This window comes from Corynebacterium atrinae (assembly GCF_030408455.1).
Classification (GTDB): domain Bacteria; phylum Actinomycetota; class Actinomycetes; order Mycobacteriales; family Mycobacteriaceae; genus Corynebacterium; species Corynebacterium atrinae.
Genome location: NZ_CP046977.1, coordinates 1,355,176 through 1,371,821 on the forward strand (window position 1 = coordinate 1,355,176; position 16,646 = coordinate 1,371,821).

17 protein-coding genes and 1 tRNA gene are annotated in these 16,646 nt (G+C 61.2%); 7 read left to right on the top strand and 11 right to left on the bottom strand.

The window, feature by feature from the left end:
* Positions 1-80 precede the first annotated feature (80 nt).
* Positions 81-166: transfer RNA gene (locus tag CATRI_RS06665), tRNA-Leu, on the top strand.
* Positions 167-973: 807 nt separating this feature from the next.
* On the opposite strand, the gene CATRI_RS06670 is transcribed toward CATRI_RS06665, so the two are convergent.
* Entirely contained in the window at positions 974-1,813 is an 840-nt protein-coding gene (locus CATRI_RS06670) for a hypothetical protein (protein WP_290220865.1), read from the bottom strand.
* Between the two features lie 6 nt (positions 1,814-1,819).
* On the bottom strand, positions 1,820-2,245 hold the full coding sequence (locus tag CATRI_RS06675) for a cupin domain-containing protein (protein WP_290220868.1): 426 nt from the start codon (positions 2,243-2,245) through the stop codon (positions 1,820-1,822).
* Positions 2,246-2,361: 116 nt separating this feature from the next.
* On the opposite strand from CATRI_RS06675, the gene CATRI_RS06680 reads away from it, so the two are divergent.
* Entirely contained in the window at positions 2,362-3,063 is a 702-nt protein-coding gene (locus tag CATRI_RS06680; protein WP_290220872.1) for a TVP38/TMEM64 family protein, read from the top strand.
* A gap of 48 nt (positions 3,064-3,111) precedes the next feature.
* Positions 3,112-3,663 carry a MarR family transcriptional regulator gene (locus CATRI_RS06685; RefSeq protein ID WP_290220875.1) on the top strand — a complete coding sequence of 184 codons (552 nt, stop codon included), beginning with the start codon at positions 3,112-3,114 and terminating at the stop codon, positions 3,661-3,663.
* Here the strand turns inward: CATRI_RS06685 and CATRI_RS06690 are convergent.
* Genes CATRI_RS06690 through CATRI_RS06700 form a run of 3 tightly spaced genes read right to left on the bottom strand, consistent with a single transcriptional unit; the run spans position 3,660 to position 6,152 of the window.
* Positions 3,660-4,847, bottom strand: coding sequence for an SPFH domain-containing protein (locus CATRI_RS06690; protein WP_290220879.1), 1,188 nt, complete (start codon positions 4,845-4,847; stop codon positions 3,660-3,662). The two genes, CATRI_RS06685 and CATRI_RS06690, sit on opposite strands and share 4 nt — an antisense overlap.
* 3 nt (positions 4,848-4,850) lie before the next feature.
* Positions 4,851-5,279 (bottom strand): NfeD family protein, encoded by a 429-nt coding sequence (locus CATRI_RS06695; RefSeq protein ID WP_290220881.1) that lies wholly within the window; start codon positions 5,277-5,279, stop codon positions 4,851-4,853.
* 24 nt (positions 5,280-5,303) lie between these two features.
* Positions 5,304-6,152 carry a DUF3097 domain-containing protein gene (locus tag CATRI_RS06700; RefSeq protein ID WP_290220886.1) on the bottom strand — a complete coding sequence of 283 codons (849 nt, stop codon included), beginning with the start codon at positions 6,150-6,152 and terminating at the stop codon, positions 5,304-5,306.
* Between the two features lie 33 nt (positions 6,153-6,185).
* Here CATRI_RS06700 and CATRI_RS06705 point away from each other — a divergent pair, with 33 nt between their 5' ends.
* Positions 6,186-6,920 (top strand): Rv1486c family protein, encoded by a 735-nt coding sequence (locus CATRI_RS06705; protein WP_290215962.1) that lies wholly within the window; start codon positions 6,186-6,188, stop codon positions 6,918-6,920.
* Here CATRI_RS06705 and CATRI_RS06710 read toward each other — a convergent pair.
* The 3 genes from CATRI_RS06710 to CATRI_RS06720 form a co-directional block, all read right to left on the bottom strand.
* Positions 6,887-7,960, bottom strand: coding sequence for a ferrochelatase (locus CATRI_RS06710; protein WP_290215964.1), 1,074 nt, complete (start codon positions 7,958-7,960; stop codon positions 6,887-6,889). The genes CATRI_RS06705 and CATRI_RS06710 overlap by 34 nt on opposite strands.
* 38 nt (positions 7,961-7,998) lie before the next feature.
* Positions 7,999-9,684 (bottom strand): DIP1281 family NlpC/P60 protein, encoded by a 1,686-nt coding sequence (locus tag CATRI_RS06715; RefSeq protein ID WP_290221008.1) that lies wholly within the window; start codon positions 9,682-9,684, stop codon positions 7,999-8,001.
* A 523-nt stretch (positions 9,685-10,207) separates the two neighbouring features.
* The gene (locus CATRI_RS06720) at positions 10,208-10,708 is read right to left on the bottom strand and encodes an Rv1476 family membrane protein (RefSeq protein ID WP_353959715.1); all 501 of its coding nucleotides are present in this window, start codon (positions 10,706-10,708) and stop codon (positions 10,208-10,210) included.
* A gap of 303 nt (positions 10,709-11,011) precedes the next feature.
* On the opposite strand from CATRI_RS06720, the gene acnA reads away from it, so the two are divergent.
* The 3 genes from acnA to CATRI_RS06735 all read left to right on the top strand — a co-directional run bounded on the left by acnA (position 11,012) and on the right by CATRI_RS06735 (position 15,240).
* Positions 11,012-13,783 (top strand): aconitate hydratase AcnA, encoded by a 2,772-nt coding sequence (acnA, locus tag CATRI_RS06725; protein WP_290215969.1) that lies wholly within the window; start codon positions 11,012-11,014, stop codon positions 13,781-13,783.
* Between the two features lie 130 nt (positions 13,784-13,913).
* Positions 13,914-14,480, top strand: a complete 567-nt coding sequence (locus CATRI_RS06730; RefSeq protein WP_290215971.1) for a TetR/AcrR family transcriptional regulator — start codon at positions 13,914-13,916, stop codon at positions 14,478-14,480.
* A 25-nt stretch (positions 14,481-14,505) separates the two neighbouring features.
* The gene (locus CATRI_RS06735) at positions 14,506-15,240 is read left to right on the top strand and encodes a glutamine amidotransferase (protein ID WP_290215973.1); all 735 of its coding nucleotides are present in this window, start codon (positions 14,506-14,508) and stop codon (positions 15,238-15,240) included.
* Here CATRI_RS06735 and CATRI_RS06740 read toward each other — a convergent pair.
* From CATRI_RS06740 to CATRI_RS06750, 3 genes are read right to left on the bottom strand one after another with little or no spacing between them, the layout of a single operon-like run.
* Positions 15,213-15,890 (bottom strand): SDR family oxidoreductase, encoded by a 678-nt coding sequence (locus CATRI_RS06740; RefSeq protein ID WP_290215976.1) that lies wholly within the window; start codon positions 15,888-15,890, stop codon positions 15,213-15,215. The genes CATRI_RS06735 and CATRI_RS06740 overlap by 28 nt on opposite strands.
* 19 nt (positions 15,891-15,909) lie before the next feature.
* A complete protein-coding gene (locus CATRI_RS06745; RefSeq protein WP_290215978.1) occupies positions 15,910-16,398 on the bottom strand; it encodes a DUF1990 domain-containing protein in 489 nt (162 codons plus the stop codon).
* Positions 16,395-16,613 carry a PLDc N-terminal domain-containing protein gene (locus tag CATRI_RS06750; RefSeq protein ID WP_290215980.1) on the bottom strand — a complete coding sequence of 73 codons (219 nt, stop codon included), beginning with the start codon at positions 16,611-16,613 and terminating at the stop codon, positions 16,395-16,397. The genes CATRI_RS06745 and CATRI_RS06750 overlap by 4 nt, the downstream gene beginning before the upstream one ends.
* Between the last annotated feature and the right edge of the window lie 33 nt (positions 16,614-16,646).

Here is a 16,646-nt window from a genome sequence, read left to right on the forward strand (position 1 = left end):
TTGTGTCCGCTAGTGAGTTGCGGCTACAGTAATGCGAGTGCCCAGCCAAGAGGGTGAGCATGAAAATTGAAAAACACCCAGCCCGGGTGGCGGAATGGCAGACGCGCTAGCTTGAGGTGCTAGTGTCCTACTAACGGACGTGGGGGTTCAAGTCCCCCCTCGGGCACAATGTCGTGTCTCGAGACATAGTTCCTACTTTGTCTCGGGGCATGACCTTTTTTGTGCGGGTTCAGGTCGGTCGAATCTGGTCGATTCGGCGGGAGTATCGGAGCTTCTTCTCCACTGATGCGTGAGACTTCTTGGGTGCCCCAGTATTTAAAGCCGCCACTGGCGGCCTCCTGTACCTGGCTGATCTTCGCTGATACCAAGGGAACCTACTGATCCGAGTTGTAAGGCTGCTAGCGGCTGGCCTTGACGTTTCCGTGGCCCCTTCTGATACTCGTCCACACTGCGTGTTCGTAGTGGGTGGAACGATGTCCCGGGACATCTGCTTTTCTGATCCTGGGCACGATGATGTTCCTCCCGTGGGAGGGCGGGGCATGCGGAAGAGTGTTGTGAGACATCAGGGCTTTATGGGGCGGAACGATCTCATGAGACATGCGGAACGATGTCACGGAATCAGACACCCCCTCGGGCACAACCATACTAGGGCCCCTCCCACCGAAATCGGTGGGAGGGGCCCTAGTTTTTTCGTTGGTATGCCTTTCCTGGGCCTTATGCCGTTCGGGCTGCTACCCATGGGACCGAATCGGCGGGGTCCACAAATTCTCTAAGATGAATGGTGCTACTTAGCATTTCCCCTGGTCACTGAAAACCAGAATTCGGATTCTAGAGAATTCATGTTGATCGCGACTTCCTGATCCCGACGCGAGTGCCAAAGCCTGCGCTCAAGAAATCTCACCCCGTCCTCCACGGTCGTGGGAATAGAGGCACGGCTACCAAGAAGGGGAATCCTACGAGCGTTTCTGATTGGTCAGGTGAGAATCCGACTGACCGTCGGGGAAGTCATGAGCAGGTCGAGTCCCCGGGAGAGGTTGGCGTCGAGTCCGGAGTTGTCCACGACGTGTGTCTCCCAACCCCAGGATGTCGCGGCGGCGGAGAAGTAAGAGGCGGATTGTTCTTGCAGCTGCAGATAGCTTTCCCTACCTCGATCCCCGGCCGCGCCGAAGTCTTCCAGAAGTCCCAGCCTGCCGGTTTCATTCATCCGCCAAGCATGGGCCAGGTAAGGATCTCTGTCGACGAAAACGCCAAGGTCGGGTTGCATGTGAGCACTGCCGAATACGTCCAGAATGACGCTTCCCAACAAGTCACACATTCCCGTAAAACGAGGCTCGTCTGAAATTTGACGGGCTACGAGAATTTCCTTAAGCACGTGCTTGTAGGGGAAGGTTTCTTGAATCACCACGGTGCCAGAGTCCACGAGTGGGCGGATGACGGCGTCGGTAAGCACGAGGTTTCCGGACAACTCGGCCAGCGCCGCTGCCATAGGACCACTTCGGTGCGCGCTGGTGAGGGACATCTCACCCAGTTTGTCTTCCCACCCGCCGCCCTCCCACGAGGCGAAGTCGCGCGGAAGAGCGAGCGGTTTACCAGCCGTAGTCGACCCACCGAAGAGCAGACGGAAAGTCTCTACCCAGAGCTCCTGGAGAGCGTCAGTGGGCCAAGATTGACGGCCCTCTCGATTGGTGGAACGCCAAGAGACTTCCTCGACCTTCACACCCAGCGCAACAAGTTCGTCTCGGAATGCTCGCGCGAGGGTCGTCTTGTCTATTCCGTCGATCCCCAGAAACGAGACGTAAGCACCCTGAGACATAACTGTTTAGTGCTGCTCGTTCGGATCGTTGTCAGCGTCTTCCTTGGTCTCATGATAAGTACCGGGCACGTGGTCAGGGGCGGCGTAGATGGAGTAGAGCTTGATGGTCTCTTCGCCCTCGTTCACCATGTTGTGCCACTTGCCGGCCGGGACGAAGATGGCGAAATCGTCTTCGACGATTTGGTCGACGTCGAGGTTGTCCGGGGAATCGCCGATCATGATGTGACCCTTGCCTGCCTCGAGGCGCAGGAACTGGTCGTGGTCATCGTGGACTTCGGCGCCGATTTCACCGCCGGCGGGGATGGCCATCACGGTCATTTGGAGGAACTTACCGGTCCACAGGGTGTCGCGGAATGCTTCGTTCTCTTTGGTCACATCCTCGATGTCCAGCACGTAGGGGTTGGGGCCGTGATCGGTGCGTAGGTCTGCCATGTTCTCTCCTTAGAACTAACTGAGTGCATAATCCACGTCCAAGCATAGCGACGTACTGGAGGCACCGGGCGCGGGATTCGCCGTCTCGCACGAGGGGCGCAGTAGACTCATGCCTCGTGAATCGATTTGGGCAGTTTGTTGGCGGCGTGGTCCATGACGCCGTCGCGGCAGTCCGAGGGTGGTCGTGGCAGCGTCGTCTTTTGGTCGTCGCGGGTCTGGTTGCCTTCATCGCCATCACTGCCCTCATCGATATTCCGTCGATTGCCACATTGCGCGAATGGGCGACGGCGGCGGGGCCGAGTTTCATGGTGCTGTTCTGGTTGGGCTACGTCGCGGTCACCCAGTTTCCCATCCCTCGCACGTTTCTCACCCTGGCCAGCGGGGTACTCTATGGCCCTTGGCTGGGGATTTTGCTGGCTATTAGCGCCACAACGGCCGCCGCTGCGCTATCGCTGACCATCATGCGGCGTCTTCTTGGTGAGTGGATGCGTCCCAGGTTGAACCACCCGGCGGTGGCCACCATAAATCGCCGCCTCGAACAGCGGGGTTGGCTCGCGGTGACGTCGCTGCGCATGATTGCGGGCGTGCCATTCTCGGTCCTCAATTACGCGGCGGCACTGACGAGTGTGCCACTGTGGGCGTTTACTATCGCCACGTTCGTGGGTTCGCTGCCGGGTACGGTGACCACCGTCGTGCTTGGCGACGCCCTCACCGGGCATCTTGATCCCGAAGTGCTGGTGATCACCCTAACGCTGGCTGGCATAGGATTCCTTGGACTCGCCGTCGACCAACGCCTGCCGGTCAAGCCTGTGCCGTAGACTCTTACTTAAGAGAAACTTAAGGAAGTAGAAGGAGGCCACACACCGATGTTTGCGGTGCATGCTCGCTACCGGGGCCGGGAGGCCCGCCGCGCTGACCTCGTAAAACGATCCGCGGAAGCGTTGTCCACCCTCGACGGGGTCGGCGAGTTTGAATTGCTCGGTGTCGAAGATATTCGCGCAGTTGTCGACTCGCCACGCGCGGTATGCGACACGATTATGGCGCTGCTGTCCGATGGCAATTGGGCCATCGGCGTTGGGCTGGCCCCCGCTGAGGATGGGGCAAGGCGGGAGGCGACGGCGTCGATAAGCCGGACCGCACGGGCCGGCATTGTTTACGTGAAGCAGCAGGCGTCGGGGACGCTGGCGGATGATATTGCTGCTACTTTCGCCCTCCTGGGGCACGTGCTGTCCAAGCGGACGATCGAGGGACGCGAGGCCACGTCATTGGTGCGTTCCGGGCTGAACCAAAACGAAGCCGCCGAGGTGCTGGGCATCTCCAAACAGGCGATGTCGCAGCGCCTTCAGGCGGCTGGGTGGCAAGCAGAAACCGCTGGCTGGCAGCTGGCGGTCAATCTACTCAGCCAGGCAGAAAGCTAGTAGTCCTCGCCCTCGAGGCTTAGCGGCGAAGACTCGAGTTCCGCGGGGCTATCAGACTTTTGGGTGCGGCCCTTGAGCTCATGAAGCTCTGGGTCCACGGGCTTGTTGGCCACCGCATTCGCCGCAGCGACCGCGGCCGCGATCTCCGGGTCGGAGGCGGTAGAGAACCAGTCGTCGGTGTTCTCGGCTTCGGCCATCTCGCGAGTTTCGTCGTCGACGTGGGCGGGCTCGTAGCGGAAAACCCCCTCGTCGTCCTTCTTCGCGAAGGTACGGGCGAACTGCTCGAGAGAATCACCGAACTGCGAAGGGATCATCCACATCGTTGAAGCCTTGCCCTCGGCCAGCTGGGGCAGCTTTTCCAGGTACTGGTACGCCAGGACCTCCGGCGTGAGCTTCGAGGACTTGATGGCAGCGTTAACCTTCTGGATTGCGCGGGCCTCACCCTGAGCCTGGAGGTAACGCGATGCGCGCTCACCTTCAGCGCGCAGAATCATGGCCTGACGCTCAGCCTCGGCAGCCAGAATCGCCGCGTGCTTGTCACCCTCAGCGGAAAGGATACGAGCCTGCTTTTCACCCTCAGCGGTCTTGATGTCAGACTCGCGGCGACCCTCGGCGGTGAGGATCATGGCGCGCTTTTCGCGATCCGCCTTCATCTGCATTTCCATCGACTGCTGGATGGAGGGCGGCGGGTCAATGGCCTTGAGCTCGACTCGGCTAATACGAAGGCCCCACTTGGCAGTGGCGGCGTCCAACTCGCCGCGCAGGCGCCGGTTGATGGTATCGCGCGAGGTCAGCGTCTCTTCCAGGGTCATGCCGCCGACGACGTCACGCAGCGTAGCCACGGAAATCTGCTCGACACCGACGATGTAGTTGTCCACGCCGTAGATGGCCTTCGCCGGATCGTTAATCTGGAATGTCACCACAATATCGATCGCGACCGTCAGGTTGTCTTGGGTAATAACGGCCTGCGGCGGGAAGGAAACGACGCGTTCACGGGTATCGATCCGGGTACGCACCCGATCAATAAATGGGAACAAAAACGTCAAACCGCCGGATACGGTGCGGGTGTAGCTGCCCAAGCGCTCAATAACCGCCGCCTCACCCTGGGGAATCAGCGCGATAGATTTAATGACGATGATGGCGATGAATATGAGAAGAACTGCGAGAAATATGAGTTCAAACACGAATTAATCTTCCTTCCAAACTACGGCGGTGGTGCCATCAATGCTGATGACGGTGACACGCTCACCTTCGACAAACGTGTGTGAGGGATCCAATGAACGCGCGGACCACACCGATCCATCGAGCCGAATCTGACCCCCGTGCTCCTCCACCGAGTCAATGACCAGTGCAGTGGAACCAACGAGCGCGTTGAAAGAGGTATCAAGCACTTGTGGCCGAAGAAGCCGGCGCTTAAGAAAGGGCCGCAGGAACATCAGCAGCCCAATGGACGTAATGGCGAACGCGAGGACGGAAGCCCACAGTGGAGCACCTGTTAGCGCCACGCCTCCGCCGACGAGGGCGCCGCCTGCCAGCATTAGCAGGGTGAATTCACCGACCGCCAATTCGAGGCCGGCCAGTACCAGCGATGCTATGAACCAGACTATTGCTCCCACGAAGACCAAGGTACCGGACGGCACCTACATGAGGTCGGACTTGCTCAGCTCGGGTGTGGTGACAAAGTCCACGAGCCGCTCGACGGCCCCAATAAGCGTGGAGTCGAGGTCGCGGAAAGACGTCACGGCGGACGATACCCGCCGCCACCCCTCCTGCGGGTCCGACCAGCCGACGCGGCGGCACACCCCGGTTTTCCAGTCCTCGCCGTAGGGCACGTCGGGCCACGCCTTCAGGCGCAGGCGCTCGGGTTTCACCGCCGCCCAGATATCGATGAATGGGTGGCCAGTGACCAGCACGTGCTCCCCCACTGATTCCGTGAGGCGCGATTCTTTGGAGCCGGTGACTAGGTGATCGGCCAGCACTCCGACGCGTCGACCGGGCCCTGGGCTGAATTCGGCGAGACGAGCTTCGAGGTTGTCCAGGCCTTCCAGATATTCAACGACCACACCCTCGACCCGGAGATCATGACCCCAGACCTTTTCCACAATCGCTGCGTCATGGATACCCTCCACCCAAATCCTCGAGGGGGCGGCGACTTTTGCCTGGACATTCTCCACTTTCCGCGAACCGGAATTGGAACGTTGCGGGGTGGTGTCCTTCGGGGGAAGGTAGCGGGTGAGGGAGACCGGCTGGCCCTCGAAAAGGAAGCCTCCTGGGGTGAGCTGGAACAGCCGCTGCACACCGCGGCGATCTTCCAGGCGCACAAACTCCCCGTCGTAGGTGCGCTCCCAACCCACAACTGCCCCAACAAAGTCCTCTCCCCTAATTTCTACAACGAGGCCGGGCTTCGCGGGGATCGACGGATAGGAACGTGGTTGGTTGCGTCGATGTCCGGAAAAGATATCGCCGCCATAAGGATCACTGAAGCTCATGGCGGGTCAGTCTATCGGCTAGACTCCCCCGCCATGGATATCCGCTCGCAAGTCTGGTCGCCGCTGCAAAACACCTCGGTGTGGCTCGGTGCGTGGCTTTATGGGCTTACCTCTACCGATCACCTCATCGATGCGCTCAACGACTTAGGCACACACGAGCTTATCGACGCTCTCCGGGACCTTCGCCGCTTCACCCGCGAGGTGGCACCTGGGGAACCGCTTTTGCGGTTGGTGTTGTCGGGACCGGGGGACGCTCCCGCCCTGCGGGCGGGGAGTGCGGCGGCCAGGGCGGCGTCGCAAAGCACTGGTGACGCCATCGTGGTACGGGACAGCGACCCGCTGACCTCGCACATTCTTGTGCCCACGATGTCCGGCGGATGGGAGTGGTTCACGGAGGATCAGCCGCTTCCCGCTCCCGCATGGCTCAGCCCCGGGGAAGCGGATCTATTGCTTACCCGGGCGACGGACGAGGCAGCCCGGATCGTCGAGGCGTCCGGCTATCGCACTGATGCACTGAGTTCCCCGCGCCTGACCGTGGGCACGTTGGCGGACTTCTACGACACTCCGGGCCTCCCGGAAGCAGTGCCGCCCCGCGCCGCCAAATTGTTCGCGAGAGCTGACCACGTGGCCGCCATTATCGAGACGGTGACCACTCGGATGAACGATCACCGCCTCGACCCTCAGCTGCTTGGCCTGTGGCGGCACATCCGTCAGGCACGCATGGCCGGGGTGGCCTATGCCGTGGGGGAGTTTGGCCGCGTGAGCTGACAGCAACCTGGGCGGCACGGCTCGCCATTGGTGGTGCAGCCAGCAACGGTGACGGTGCCTAGGCCGATGGGTGGTGCCCCGTTCATGACTTCGGCGACGAGGTCCAACACCATGTGCGAAAACGTGTCAGTGGGACCGACGGTGCGGGCCCGCTCGACGACAACTCCGAGCTCCTGTGCAGCGTTGACCAGTTCGGTGTCCAAGTCCCAGACGACCTCCATGTGATCAGAGATAAACCCGACCGGGCAGACCACGACGGCGGTTGTTCCCTGGCCGGCGAGCTCTGTCGTGTGGTCGACGATGTCGGGCTCCAACCACGGTGTGCGCGGGTTTCCGGACCGGGACTGCCACACGAGGTCATAATCGTCGATGCTCGCTGCCTCCGCGATTAGCCGCGCCGCCTCCGCCACCTGGCGAGAGTAGAGATGCGGATTGGATTCACCGCCGGCAGCCTTATCGGCGGCGGTGGGAACAGAATGCGCGGTAAAGAGCATCCGGGTGCTTTCGAGGCGATCTTCCGGAATACGCGAGTAGGCTTCACGCACCGCTTCGGCCATCTCGCTGATAAAGGCCGGATGATCATAGAACTGACGGAGCTTGGTGAAATCTATGACCGGCAGGCCCTCGTCGGCCAAGTGTGCTCGGATTCCTCGGATATCTTCGTGGTATTGCAAGCACGCGGAGTAGCCACCCCACGCACTCGTAGCGAAGACGAGAGCTTTTCGAACCCCATCTCGAGCCATTTGCTCGGCGGTGTCGTTGCCAAACGGGTGCCAGTTTCGATTGCCAAAGTAAACGGGAAGGTCCAGCCCGCGCCTGGCGATTTCGACCTCTAAGTTAGCGATGATTTCCCTATTGAGGTCATTGAGAGGGCTCTTCCCCCCAAAGTGAAAATAGTGCTCCCCGACCTGTACTAGTCGTTCCTTCGGAATGCCGCGTCCGCGGGTGACATTCTCCAAAAAAGGAACGACCTCCTCGTCCGATTCGGGGCCACCGAAAGAAAGGACGAGGAGGGCATCAAAGGAAGTATCTTCAGACATGCGATCCAGCGTATCAACCAATAGGTTGATTGCCACTATCACACCAGACGCACGGCGTACTCCGTCATTCCGGACCAACGGACCGGCGACTTCTGCACGTAAGAGCCCGAGTTGGGGGCCTCGATCATCATGCCGTCCCCAAGGTAAATGGCGACGTGTTGGCTGCCCCCCGGGCCGTAGAATATGAGATCACCACGCTGCATCTCGCTGGGGCTGACCTTTGTTCCGTGGTTGTACTGGTAACCGGTGTAGTGCGGCAAAGCGATGCCAGCACCAGCGAATGCGTAAAGGGTCAGTCCAGAGCAGTCGAAACCAATCTTGTTGAAGTCTCCGTTGGCATCAGCGACTCCACCATCCCGGATACCCCTGGTCGGCCCCGTGGCGTTGCCGCCGCCCCAGGCATAGGGCAAGCCGAGCTGGGACTCAGCGCGAGCAATGACCGCCTCGATGGTTGCCGACCGGTTGCCAGTCAGCGCGCCGCCAAGCGAGTCGCTGACGGCGGAGGAAATATCGTCGACTGTGCTGATGTCGGGGACCGTGGTCACATCCGGCGACTGCGGTACTGTCTCGGCTCCGGGGCCCTGGACTGCAGCGATCGGCCCTGGGGCGGTCTCCTCGTCGCTCACCGAGGGGTAAGGGTTGTTGAGGTTGGAGTGATCCGGCTGTGACTGAGCAATGAGGGCTGCCGCAGCGGCTGCCGCTGCCGTCGCCGCCAAATCGGTGACCGTCTGAGCTTGCTGCTCCTGGGCGGCTGCCTGGCGCTGAGCTTCAGCCGCCGCAGCGGCCTGTGCCTCCGCACGTTGAGCGGCCTCCGCAGCCTCTTGAGACTGGGCGGCCTCGGCAGCAGCGCGCTGGCGGGCCGCCTCATCGGCAGCGGCTTGGGCTGCTGCGTCCGCTTCTGCTCGGGCTGCGGCTGCGCGGGCCGCCTCGTCCTCGGCACGCTTACGCTGAGCCTCCGCCTCGCGATACTCCTCATAGTCCTGGCGCTGAGAATTGACGGCGGCCGCGTCATTGCGGGCGGCGTTGAGCTGATTCTGGGCTTCATCGCGGGTAGCAGCAAGGCGGTCGCGCTCGGCTGTACGGACGGAGATCTGTCGGGAGTTGTCCTCAATGGCGGCGCGCGCGGCGGCTTCCCGTTCCTTGGCAGCGGATTCACGTTGCTCGGCAAGATTACGAGCTGCACGCAGCTGCGACTCCCTATTCGCCTGCTCCGTGCGGAGACGATCAAGCTCTTCGACCTTTTCCCGCTGCTTTTCCGCATTAGTCCGAAGGAACGTCTGCCGCTCGAGAGAATCGTTAGAGGCTTCTTCACCAGCGAGAGTCGCGATGGCAGTGGGGGTGGTGGATCGGCGGTATGCCGCGCGAGAAGTTTCGTCGAGCGCAGCCTGAGCTTCCTCCAGTGCCTTCTGGGTGGCATCAAGTTCCGCGCGGGCCGCAATTACACCCTGGCGCGCCTGTTCGGCGGAAGCTTGAGCATCATGGAGATCGACGAGGGCTTTGTTCACACCCTCGCGCAGCTCACCTAGTTCCAACTCAAGGCTGTCTAACTCGGACTGGGTGGAAGCCAGCGTACCCACTAGCTCAGAGACCGAGGCCTCTCCGGCTCCAACTGCCTCTTGAGCGCGCGTGACCGTCGCGTCATCTGGGTTGACGGGCTGAGCTACAACAGGGGTGAAGCTGCTCAAGGTGGCCGCGCCTAGTGCGACGGCTAAGACCGTGCGCATTTGGGCACGGGAACGACGGAGGGCGGTGGCCACGAAGACTCCTCACAGTCCCCCTGGTTCAAGCACGACGACCTGACTCGGGAGAGGGGTGGGTGAAACTTGTTCATCTCTCAATTGAGGCACACGAGTTTCTAGACCTCACCCACCGCTTCCGTTGCCTCGTCGCCCTTGGCGTGCTTCCCCACATGCCCGTGCGTCGACGTTGACGGCCGTCAAGCCGTGACTCCTGATTTGATGGAGATGTCTATCGACTCGTGAGCCGATATCTGCACCATAGTTCACGCAGACCGCTTGTGACACAACCTTTATCAACTTTCACATAAGTAAAGCTTGGCACCATGACCCCCAAGGTTTCGCTGACCTGCAGCATTACGGGAACATAACGACACTGTGACGTTGCTCACATTAGGGCGCAGTTCGGCGTGTCCTGACCTCAAGTTTAGGATTACCCCACTTAGCCGTGGGGCGGGCGCGAGTCTTGCCCCAAGCCTTGACCGCACTTGGTGTGCGTTTGTATTGCGCTTTAGGCCAGCCGGGCACGTAGGGCCGAGTGGACGGCCCAGGCCGTCACGACAGTCACGGCCACGACGAACGCCAAGATCGCGACTGCCACCACAATCCAGTTCATGCCGGAGTTAGCAACGTCATCGACAAGAATCTGCGTGGCCCCGACGTAGTCCCAATTGGATAGAAACGTCGCCTGGGCCGACTCCACCACCGCTCGAGAATGAATATCACTCACGACGGCACCTCCACCTGGAGCGCGAACGATGACAGTGTCCAGTCCCGTGGTGTCCATTAGGTCCTGGGCAACATCGCGGAGGTCAGCAGCCTTGCCGGGAGTCCAATCGAAAACCACGACCCCAAGAGAACCCGCCTCTCCATTGGCAGCCCGGCTCGTAGCCTCGATAAGTCCAGGCTGGAGATCTACCTCCATCTGGGGGGCATTGGCGCCGGCAAAAGCGACGGTATCCTCATTGAGCTGGCGTGCGAGATCGCTCATGTCAACATCGGCAGGGATCATCGCAACTCTCCTGAGGCGGGTCTTTAGGTGGGCTTTTCGGGTGACTGCGGTTGACGCCCGCACGCCCCTTCATCAAGCTAGTTTTATCCCTTAGGGGTGTAGCGGGGGTGGCGACTCGCCGCGTGACAGGGAGAAATGTCATAAACGGGACGATCGTACTGTTAGAATATGGGCAGTCGGTGGCCCTGCGCCCTAAACTTGAGGGCGGACCACCGCGTTCAGCCGCTAGCGCTTGCCCTTTACCGGGGAGAGCTGCGGGCGGAACTGAACATCCAGTTCAATGAAGAGGAAATGGAGCTCCCTGTGACCGAAAGCAAGAACTCCTTCAACGCCAAGCGCACCCTTGAGGTCGGCGACAAGTCTTATGACTACTTCGCCCTCGACGCCGTGCCGGGTATGGAGAAACTGCCTTACTCCCTCAAGGTTCTCGGTGAGAACCTGTTGCGCACCGAAGACGGTGCCAACATCACCACCGAGCACATCGAGGCAATTGCCAACTGGGATCCGAAGGCAGAGCCTTCCATCGAGATCCAGTTCACCCCAGCCCGCGTGCTCATGCAGGACTTCACCGGCGTCGCCTGTGTCGTTGACCTCGCCACCATGCGCGAAGCCGTGAAGACCTTGGGCGGCGACCCGGACAAGGTCAACCCGCTGAACCCCGCCGAGATGGTCATCGATCACTCGGTCATCGTTGAGGCCTTCGGCACCTCCGACGCCATCGAGAAGAACGTCGCTATCGAGTACCAGCGCAACGAAGAGCGTTACCAGTTCCTCCGCTGGGGCGCGGAGAACTTCTCCAACTTCCGCGTGGTTCCCCCGGGAACCGGCATCGTTCACCAGGTCAACATCGAGTACCTTTCCCGCGTCGTCTTCGACAACGATGGCGTTGCTTACCCGGATAGCTGCATCGGCACGGATTCCCACACCACCATGGAGAATGGTTTGGGCATCCTGGGCTGGGGCGTCGGCGGCATCGAGGCAGAGGCTGCCATGCTCGGCCAGCCCGTCTCCATGCTCATTCCCCGCGTCGTTGGCTTCAAGCTCAGCGGCGAGATCCCCGCTGGCGTCACCGCTACCGACGTCGTGCTGACGATCACCGAGATGCTCCGCGCACACGGTGTCGTGCAGAAGTTCGTCGAGTTCTACGGCAACGGTGTGAAGTCTGTTCCGCTGGCCAACCGCGCCACCATCGGCAACATGTCTCCGGAGTTCGGCTCCACCTGTGCCATGTTCCCGATCGACGAAGAGACCATCAAGTACCTGGAGCTCACCGGCCGCTCCGCCGAGGACATCGCCCGCGTCGAGGCTTACGCCAAGGCCCAGGGCATGTGGCTCGAAATGGACGCCCCTGAAGCTGAGTACTCCGAGTACCTCGAGCTCGACCTCTCCACCGTGGTTCCGTCCATCGCCGGCCCGAAGCGTCCGCAGGACCGCATTTTGCTGTCGAACTCCAAGGCCGCTTTCCGCAAGGACCTGCCGACCTACTCCGATGGTGAGACCAAGGAGGCCGTCCGCGCCACCAAGGTTGAGGGCGACTCTTACAACCAGTCCTTCGCTGGCCACGGTGAGTCCGCTGCGGCGTCCGCCGAGGGCCGCGCATCCAGCCCGGTTATCGTGGAATCCCCGCAGGGCGGCGAGTACACCCTCGACCACGGCATGGTGGCCATTGCCTCCATCACCTCCTGCACCAACACCTCGAACCCATCCGTCCTCGTGGCGGCTGGCCTCCTGGCCCGCAAGGCCAACGAGCTCGGCCTGAAGTCCAAGCCCTGGATCAAGACCATCTGTGCCCCGGGTTCCCAGGTCGTCGATGGCTACTTCAAGCGCGCTGATCTGTGGAAGGACCTGGAGGCCCTCGGCTTCTACCTCTCCGGCTTCGGCTGCACCTCGTGCATCGGCAACTCTGGCCCGCTGCCGGCTGAGGTGTCCGCTGCGATCAACGAGCACGACTTGGCTGCCACCGCAGTCCTGTCTGGCAACCGTAACTTCGAGGGTCGCATTTCCCCCGACGTGAAGATGAACTACCTGGCTTCCCCGCCGCTGGTCATCGCCTACGCCATCGCCGGCACCATGGACTTCGACTTTGATACTGAGCCCCTGGGTCAGGATCAGAACGGCAACGATGTCTTCCTCAAGGATATCTGGCCCTCCACCGAGGAGATCGAGGCCACCATCGACGGGGCCATCTCCCGTGAGCTGTACGAAGCTGACTACGCCGATGTCTTCAAGGGCGACCAGCAGTGGCAGGATCTGGACATCCCGACCGGTAAGACCTTCGAGTGGGACGAGGATTCGACCTACATCCGCAAGGCTCCTTACTTCGACGGCATGCCCGCCGAGGCACAGCCGGTCTCCGACATCAAGGGCGCCCGCGTCCTGGCCAAGCTCGGCGACTCTGTCACCACTGACCACATCTCCCCCGCGTCCTCCATCAAGCCCGGCACCCCGGCTGCTCAGTACCTGGACTCCAAGGGCGTTGAGCGTCAGGACTACAACTCGCTCGGTTCCCGTCGCGGCAACCACGAGGTCATGGTCCGCGGTACCTTCGCCAACATCCGCCTGGCCAACCAGCTGGTCGACGTCACCGGTGGCTACACCCGCGACTTCACCCTGGAGGGTGGCCCCCAGGCGTTCATTTACGACGCCGCCGTCAACTACGAGGCAGCCGGCATCCCGCTGGTCGTCCTCGGCGGCAAGGAGTACGGCACCGGTTCCTCCCGTGACTGGGCAGCCAAGGGCACGAACCTGCTCGGCGTGAAGGCCGTCATTACCGAGTCCTTCGAGCGTATTCACCGCTCGAACCTCATCGGTATGGGCGTCATCCCGCTGCAGTTCCCGGAGGGCGAGTCCCACGAGTCCTTGGGCCTGGACGGCACCGAGACCTTCGATATCGAAGGCATCGAGGAGCTGAACAACGGTGTTACCCCGGAGACCGTCAAGGTTACCGCCACCAAGGAAAACGGTGACGTCGTGTCCTTCGACGCAGTCGTCCGCATCGACACCCCTGGTGAGGCTGACTACTACCGCAACGGCGGTATCCTGCAGTTCGTCCTGCGTCAGATGGCCAACAACTAGCGCCATCTCGTCGTGGGCAACGTTGCTGCCCCAATGAGGGGGTTACATCTCCCCCGGTAGTTTCCTGCCGGGAGAGCGTGTAGCCCCCTCACCCATTTCTCTGTGTGTTCGCCTAAAGGAGATCCATCGCATGCCCATCGTCAGTGACGTCGAATTGACGCGCCGCCGCACCGAGATTTTAGAAGGCGCGCGACGTTGCTTTGCCGAGCACGGCTACGAAGGCGCTACCGTGCGTCTGCTGGAGAAGGCAACAGGGAAGTCTCGCGGGGCCATCTTCCACCACTTCGGGGATAAAGAGAACTTGTTCCTCGCCCTGGCGCGGGAGGATGCGGCGCGCCAGGCAGAAGTTGTCGCCGAGGAAGGCCTGGTGGAAGTTATGCGGGAGATGCTTCAACACCCCGAGCGGCATGACTGGCTGGCTACTCGCCTTGAGATCACCAAGATGCTGCGCACCGATGCGGCTTTCCGCGCCCGTTGGCTCGACCATCAGGCAGTGTTGGATGAAGCAGTTCAGGAGCGCCTAGCGCGATTGGCCGCCGATGGCCGGATGCGCACCGACGTGTCCACCGATGTCCTGCACACCTACTTGGAGACAGTCCTCGACGGGTTCATCGCCCGGCTGGCGTCAGGGCGATCAACCGAAGGGCTGGAAGAGGTCTTGGATCTCGTCGAAGGCACCGTGCGCCGGGGCGCCTAGTCCCTCGCGTATAGAATGCTTTCTTATGCCTAGAGTTCTCCTCGTCTCCCTTCGGTCCGGGGTCACCAGTTCCCTCGTTGCGGCAGCTGAACACCGTGATTTCCTCGAGGCGACGAGGATGCAGGCGAAAGACATGCCGCTGGTAGTTCTCGATTCTCCGGAGGCCACCATCCCGGACCTGTCGGGCTTCGATGGCGTTCTGATCGGTGGCAGCTCCCTCAATATCACGAATGAGCAGTGGGGCGAGTGGCAACATCACGTCCACGCGCAGCTGCGCACGATCATCGACGCCGGTATCCCCGCCTTTTTCGTGTGCTACGGCACCAGCTGGTTGGTCCACGAGTTGGGCGGCCGGATTGGACACGGGCACTCAGAGAAGACTGGCAAGACCATCGTCGAGCTCACCAGCGATGGCCAGAAGGATCCCCTCACGCAGGGCCTTCCCCAGACCTTTACCTCGTTAACTGGTCACACGGAAAACGTCGAGGAACTGGGCCCAGGCCTGACCACGCTGGCAACCGGCCCGACCTGCCCCGTGCAGTTCATCCGCTTCGGTGACCACGTGTGGGCCACCCAATTTCACTCCGACATGGATGCGGTGGCCATGAAGGCGCGGATGGACTTCTTCTACGACTACGGCTACTTTTCACCCGAAGACTACGACGCCATCGTCGCTTCGCTTCCAGAGATCGACACGACGTGGTCGAACCGGCTGCTAGAGAACTTCGTCAACTACTGCGGTGGCAACTCCGCAAATTGAGCCAGCTGCCCGGATCCGTCAACGAAGGCCAAGATTTTTTCCTTCGGCAGCTCAGTCCGCTGCGCTAGTTCGACGATGACATCGGCGACAAGCGCGCGGGAGGTGGTGTAGCCCTCCTTAGGCTTATTTGCCACGATGTCCACTCCCCCGGCTTTCTCCATTGTCAACAGGGCGGGGGCCAAGATGACGAACTCCACATTGGAAGCCAACAAGCGCCGATCCACGGTTTCCTTCGAATCCGCGTAGGGGTAGAAGGAGTCCTCGGGATCAATGTCGTGGTCTAACGATCCGAGGTAAGAGACCATGAGGAACTTTGGCGGGTTGTCCAATTTTTCCAGAGCTTCAATGCAGGTCAGCGCCCCTTCGCGGTCAATGGCGTAGGTATCTGCCTCGCCGCCGCGCCCTCCGTTGCCAGCCGACCACACGGCGATGTCGAATTCGCTGAGGATGTCGGCCCAATCATCGACGCTAAGGACCGTGAGGTCACGAACCAGCGGGGTCGATCCGAGAGCTTCGATATCGGAGACTTGTTCTGGCCTGCGGATGAGCGAGGTCACATCAAGCCCAGCGGATACCAGTCGCGAAGTGGCTAATTGGGCTACGCGGCCGTGTCCGCCGATGAGCAAGATTTTCTTTAGCGAGTGGGTCATGGCCCCACCCTACGTATTATCAGGGGCGCATGCCGTCAACATATCGCGCAGTTACCCATCGCTGCACGGCCCTCGCCACCGGAGCTCCAAGGCGCGCCAGCCACCAGGCATGGCGCGAAAACGCCACGCACCGTCCCGTGACAGTGCCGTCCTCCGCCATCTCCACGATGAAGGCTTCTTCCCCACATTCAACGTGACCCGGCAGCGTCCCGTAGACGATGACCGTTCGCGTCGGCGTCCGTTCTTCGAAGAGAATCAAACACGGCGACAGAGTCGGCCCAAATTGCAGTCGAACGAGCGGCCCGTCCTGGCATACTCGGACTCCTGCGCGGGCATGCGCCCGCCATGTCACCAAGCTTATCGACGCCGCCGCAAACACCGACTCCCCCGTCCCCAGCACCGCGCTGCAGTCGGTCAGGTGCCAGGAATCATCGACTCCCGATGGTAGGCCGTCGGCCAGCGCCAGGGTGGCCAACTGCAAGTGATCGGGGTACGTCAGTGAGCTCACTTCCGGCCGAATGTCCAATAGGCCGCCGGACCGAACCCATTGATAAATGAAGCAGCCGCCCAGGCCCATTTTGGACCACGGACCTGCTCGGCGGGACGTCGCGAGAGATCGATCCACATGCCTACCTTCGCGGTCAATTCCACGAGTGCACCGACGACGATACCGGCCTGAGCTTGCGTCGACAGTTCAGAGAACTTTCTGCTCTTGGTGCTCATAGGTCTCATTGTAGGTCGAGCGGTTTAGGATGG

Coding starts and splice junctions, on each gene's coding strand:
- CATRI_RS06670 (WP_290220865.1), bottom strand. CDS start 1,813: ATGTCTCAGGGTGCTTACGTCTCGTTTCTGGGGATCGACGGAATAGAC.
- CATRI_RS06675 (WP_290220868.1), bottom strand. CDS start 2,245: ATGGCAGACCTACGCACCGATCACGGCCCCAACCCCTACGTGCTGGAC.
- CATRI_RS06685 (WP_290220875.1), top strand. CDS start 3,112: ATGTTTGCGGTGCATGCTCGCTACCGGGGCCGGGAGGCCCGCCGCGCT.
- CATRI_RS06700 (WP_290220886.1), bottom strand. CDS start 6,152: ATGAGCTTCAGTGATCCTTATGGCGGCGATATCTTTTCCGGACATCGA.
- CATRI_RS06705 (WP_290215962.1), top strand. CDS start 6,186: ATGGATATCCGCTCGCAAGTCTGGTCGCCGCTGCAAAACACCTCGGTG.
- CATRI_RS06710 (WP_290215964.1), bottom strand. CDS start 7,960: ATGTCTGAAGATACTTCCTTTGATGCCCTCCTCGTCCTTTCTTTCGGT.
- CATRI_RS06715 (WP_290221008.1), bottom strand. CDS start 9,684: ATGCGCACGGTCTTAGCCGTCGCACTAGGCGCGGCCACCTTGAGCAGC.
- CATRI_RS06720 (WP_353959715.1), bottom strand. CDS start 10,708: ATGATCCCTGCCGATGTTGACATGAGCGATCTCGCACGCCAGCTCAAT.
- CATRI_RS06730 (WP_290215971.1), top strand. CDS start 13,914: ATGCCCATCGTCAGTGACGTCGAATTGACGCGCCGCCGCACCGAGATT.
- CATRI_RS06735 (WP_290215973.1), top strand. CDS start 14,506: ATGCCTAGAGTTCTCCTCGTCTCCCTTCGGTCCGGGGTCACCAGTTCC.
- CATRI_RS06740 (WP_290215976.1), bottom strand. CDS start 15,890: ATGACCCACTCGCTAAAGAAAATCTTGCTCATCGGCGGACACGGCCGC.
- CATRI_RS06750 (WP_290215980.1), bottom strand. CDS start 16,613: ATGAGCACCAAGAGCAGAAAGTTCTCTGAACTGTCGACGCAAGCTCAG.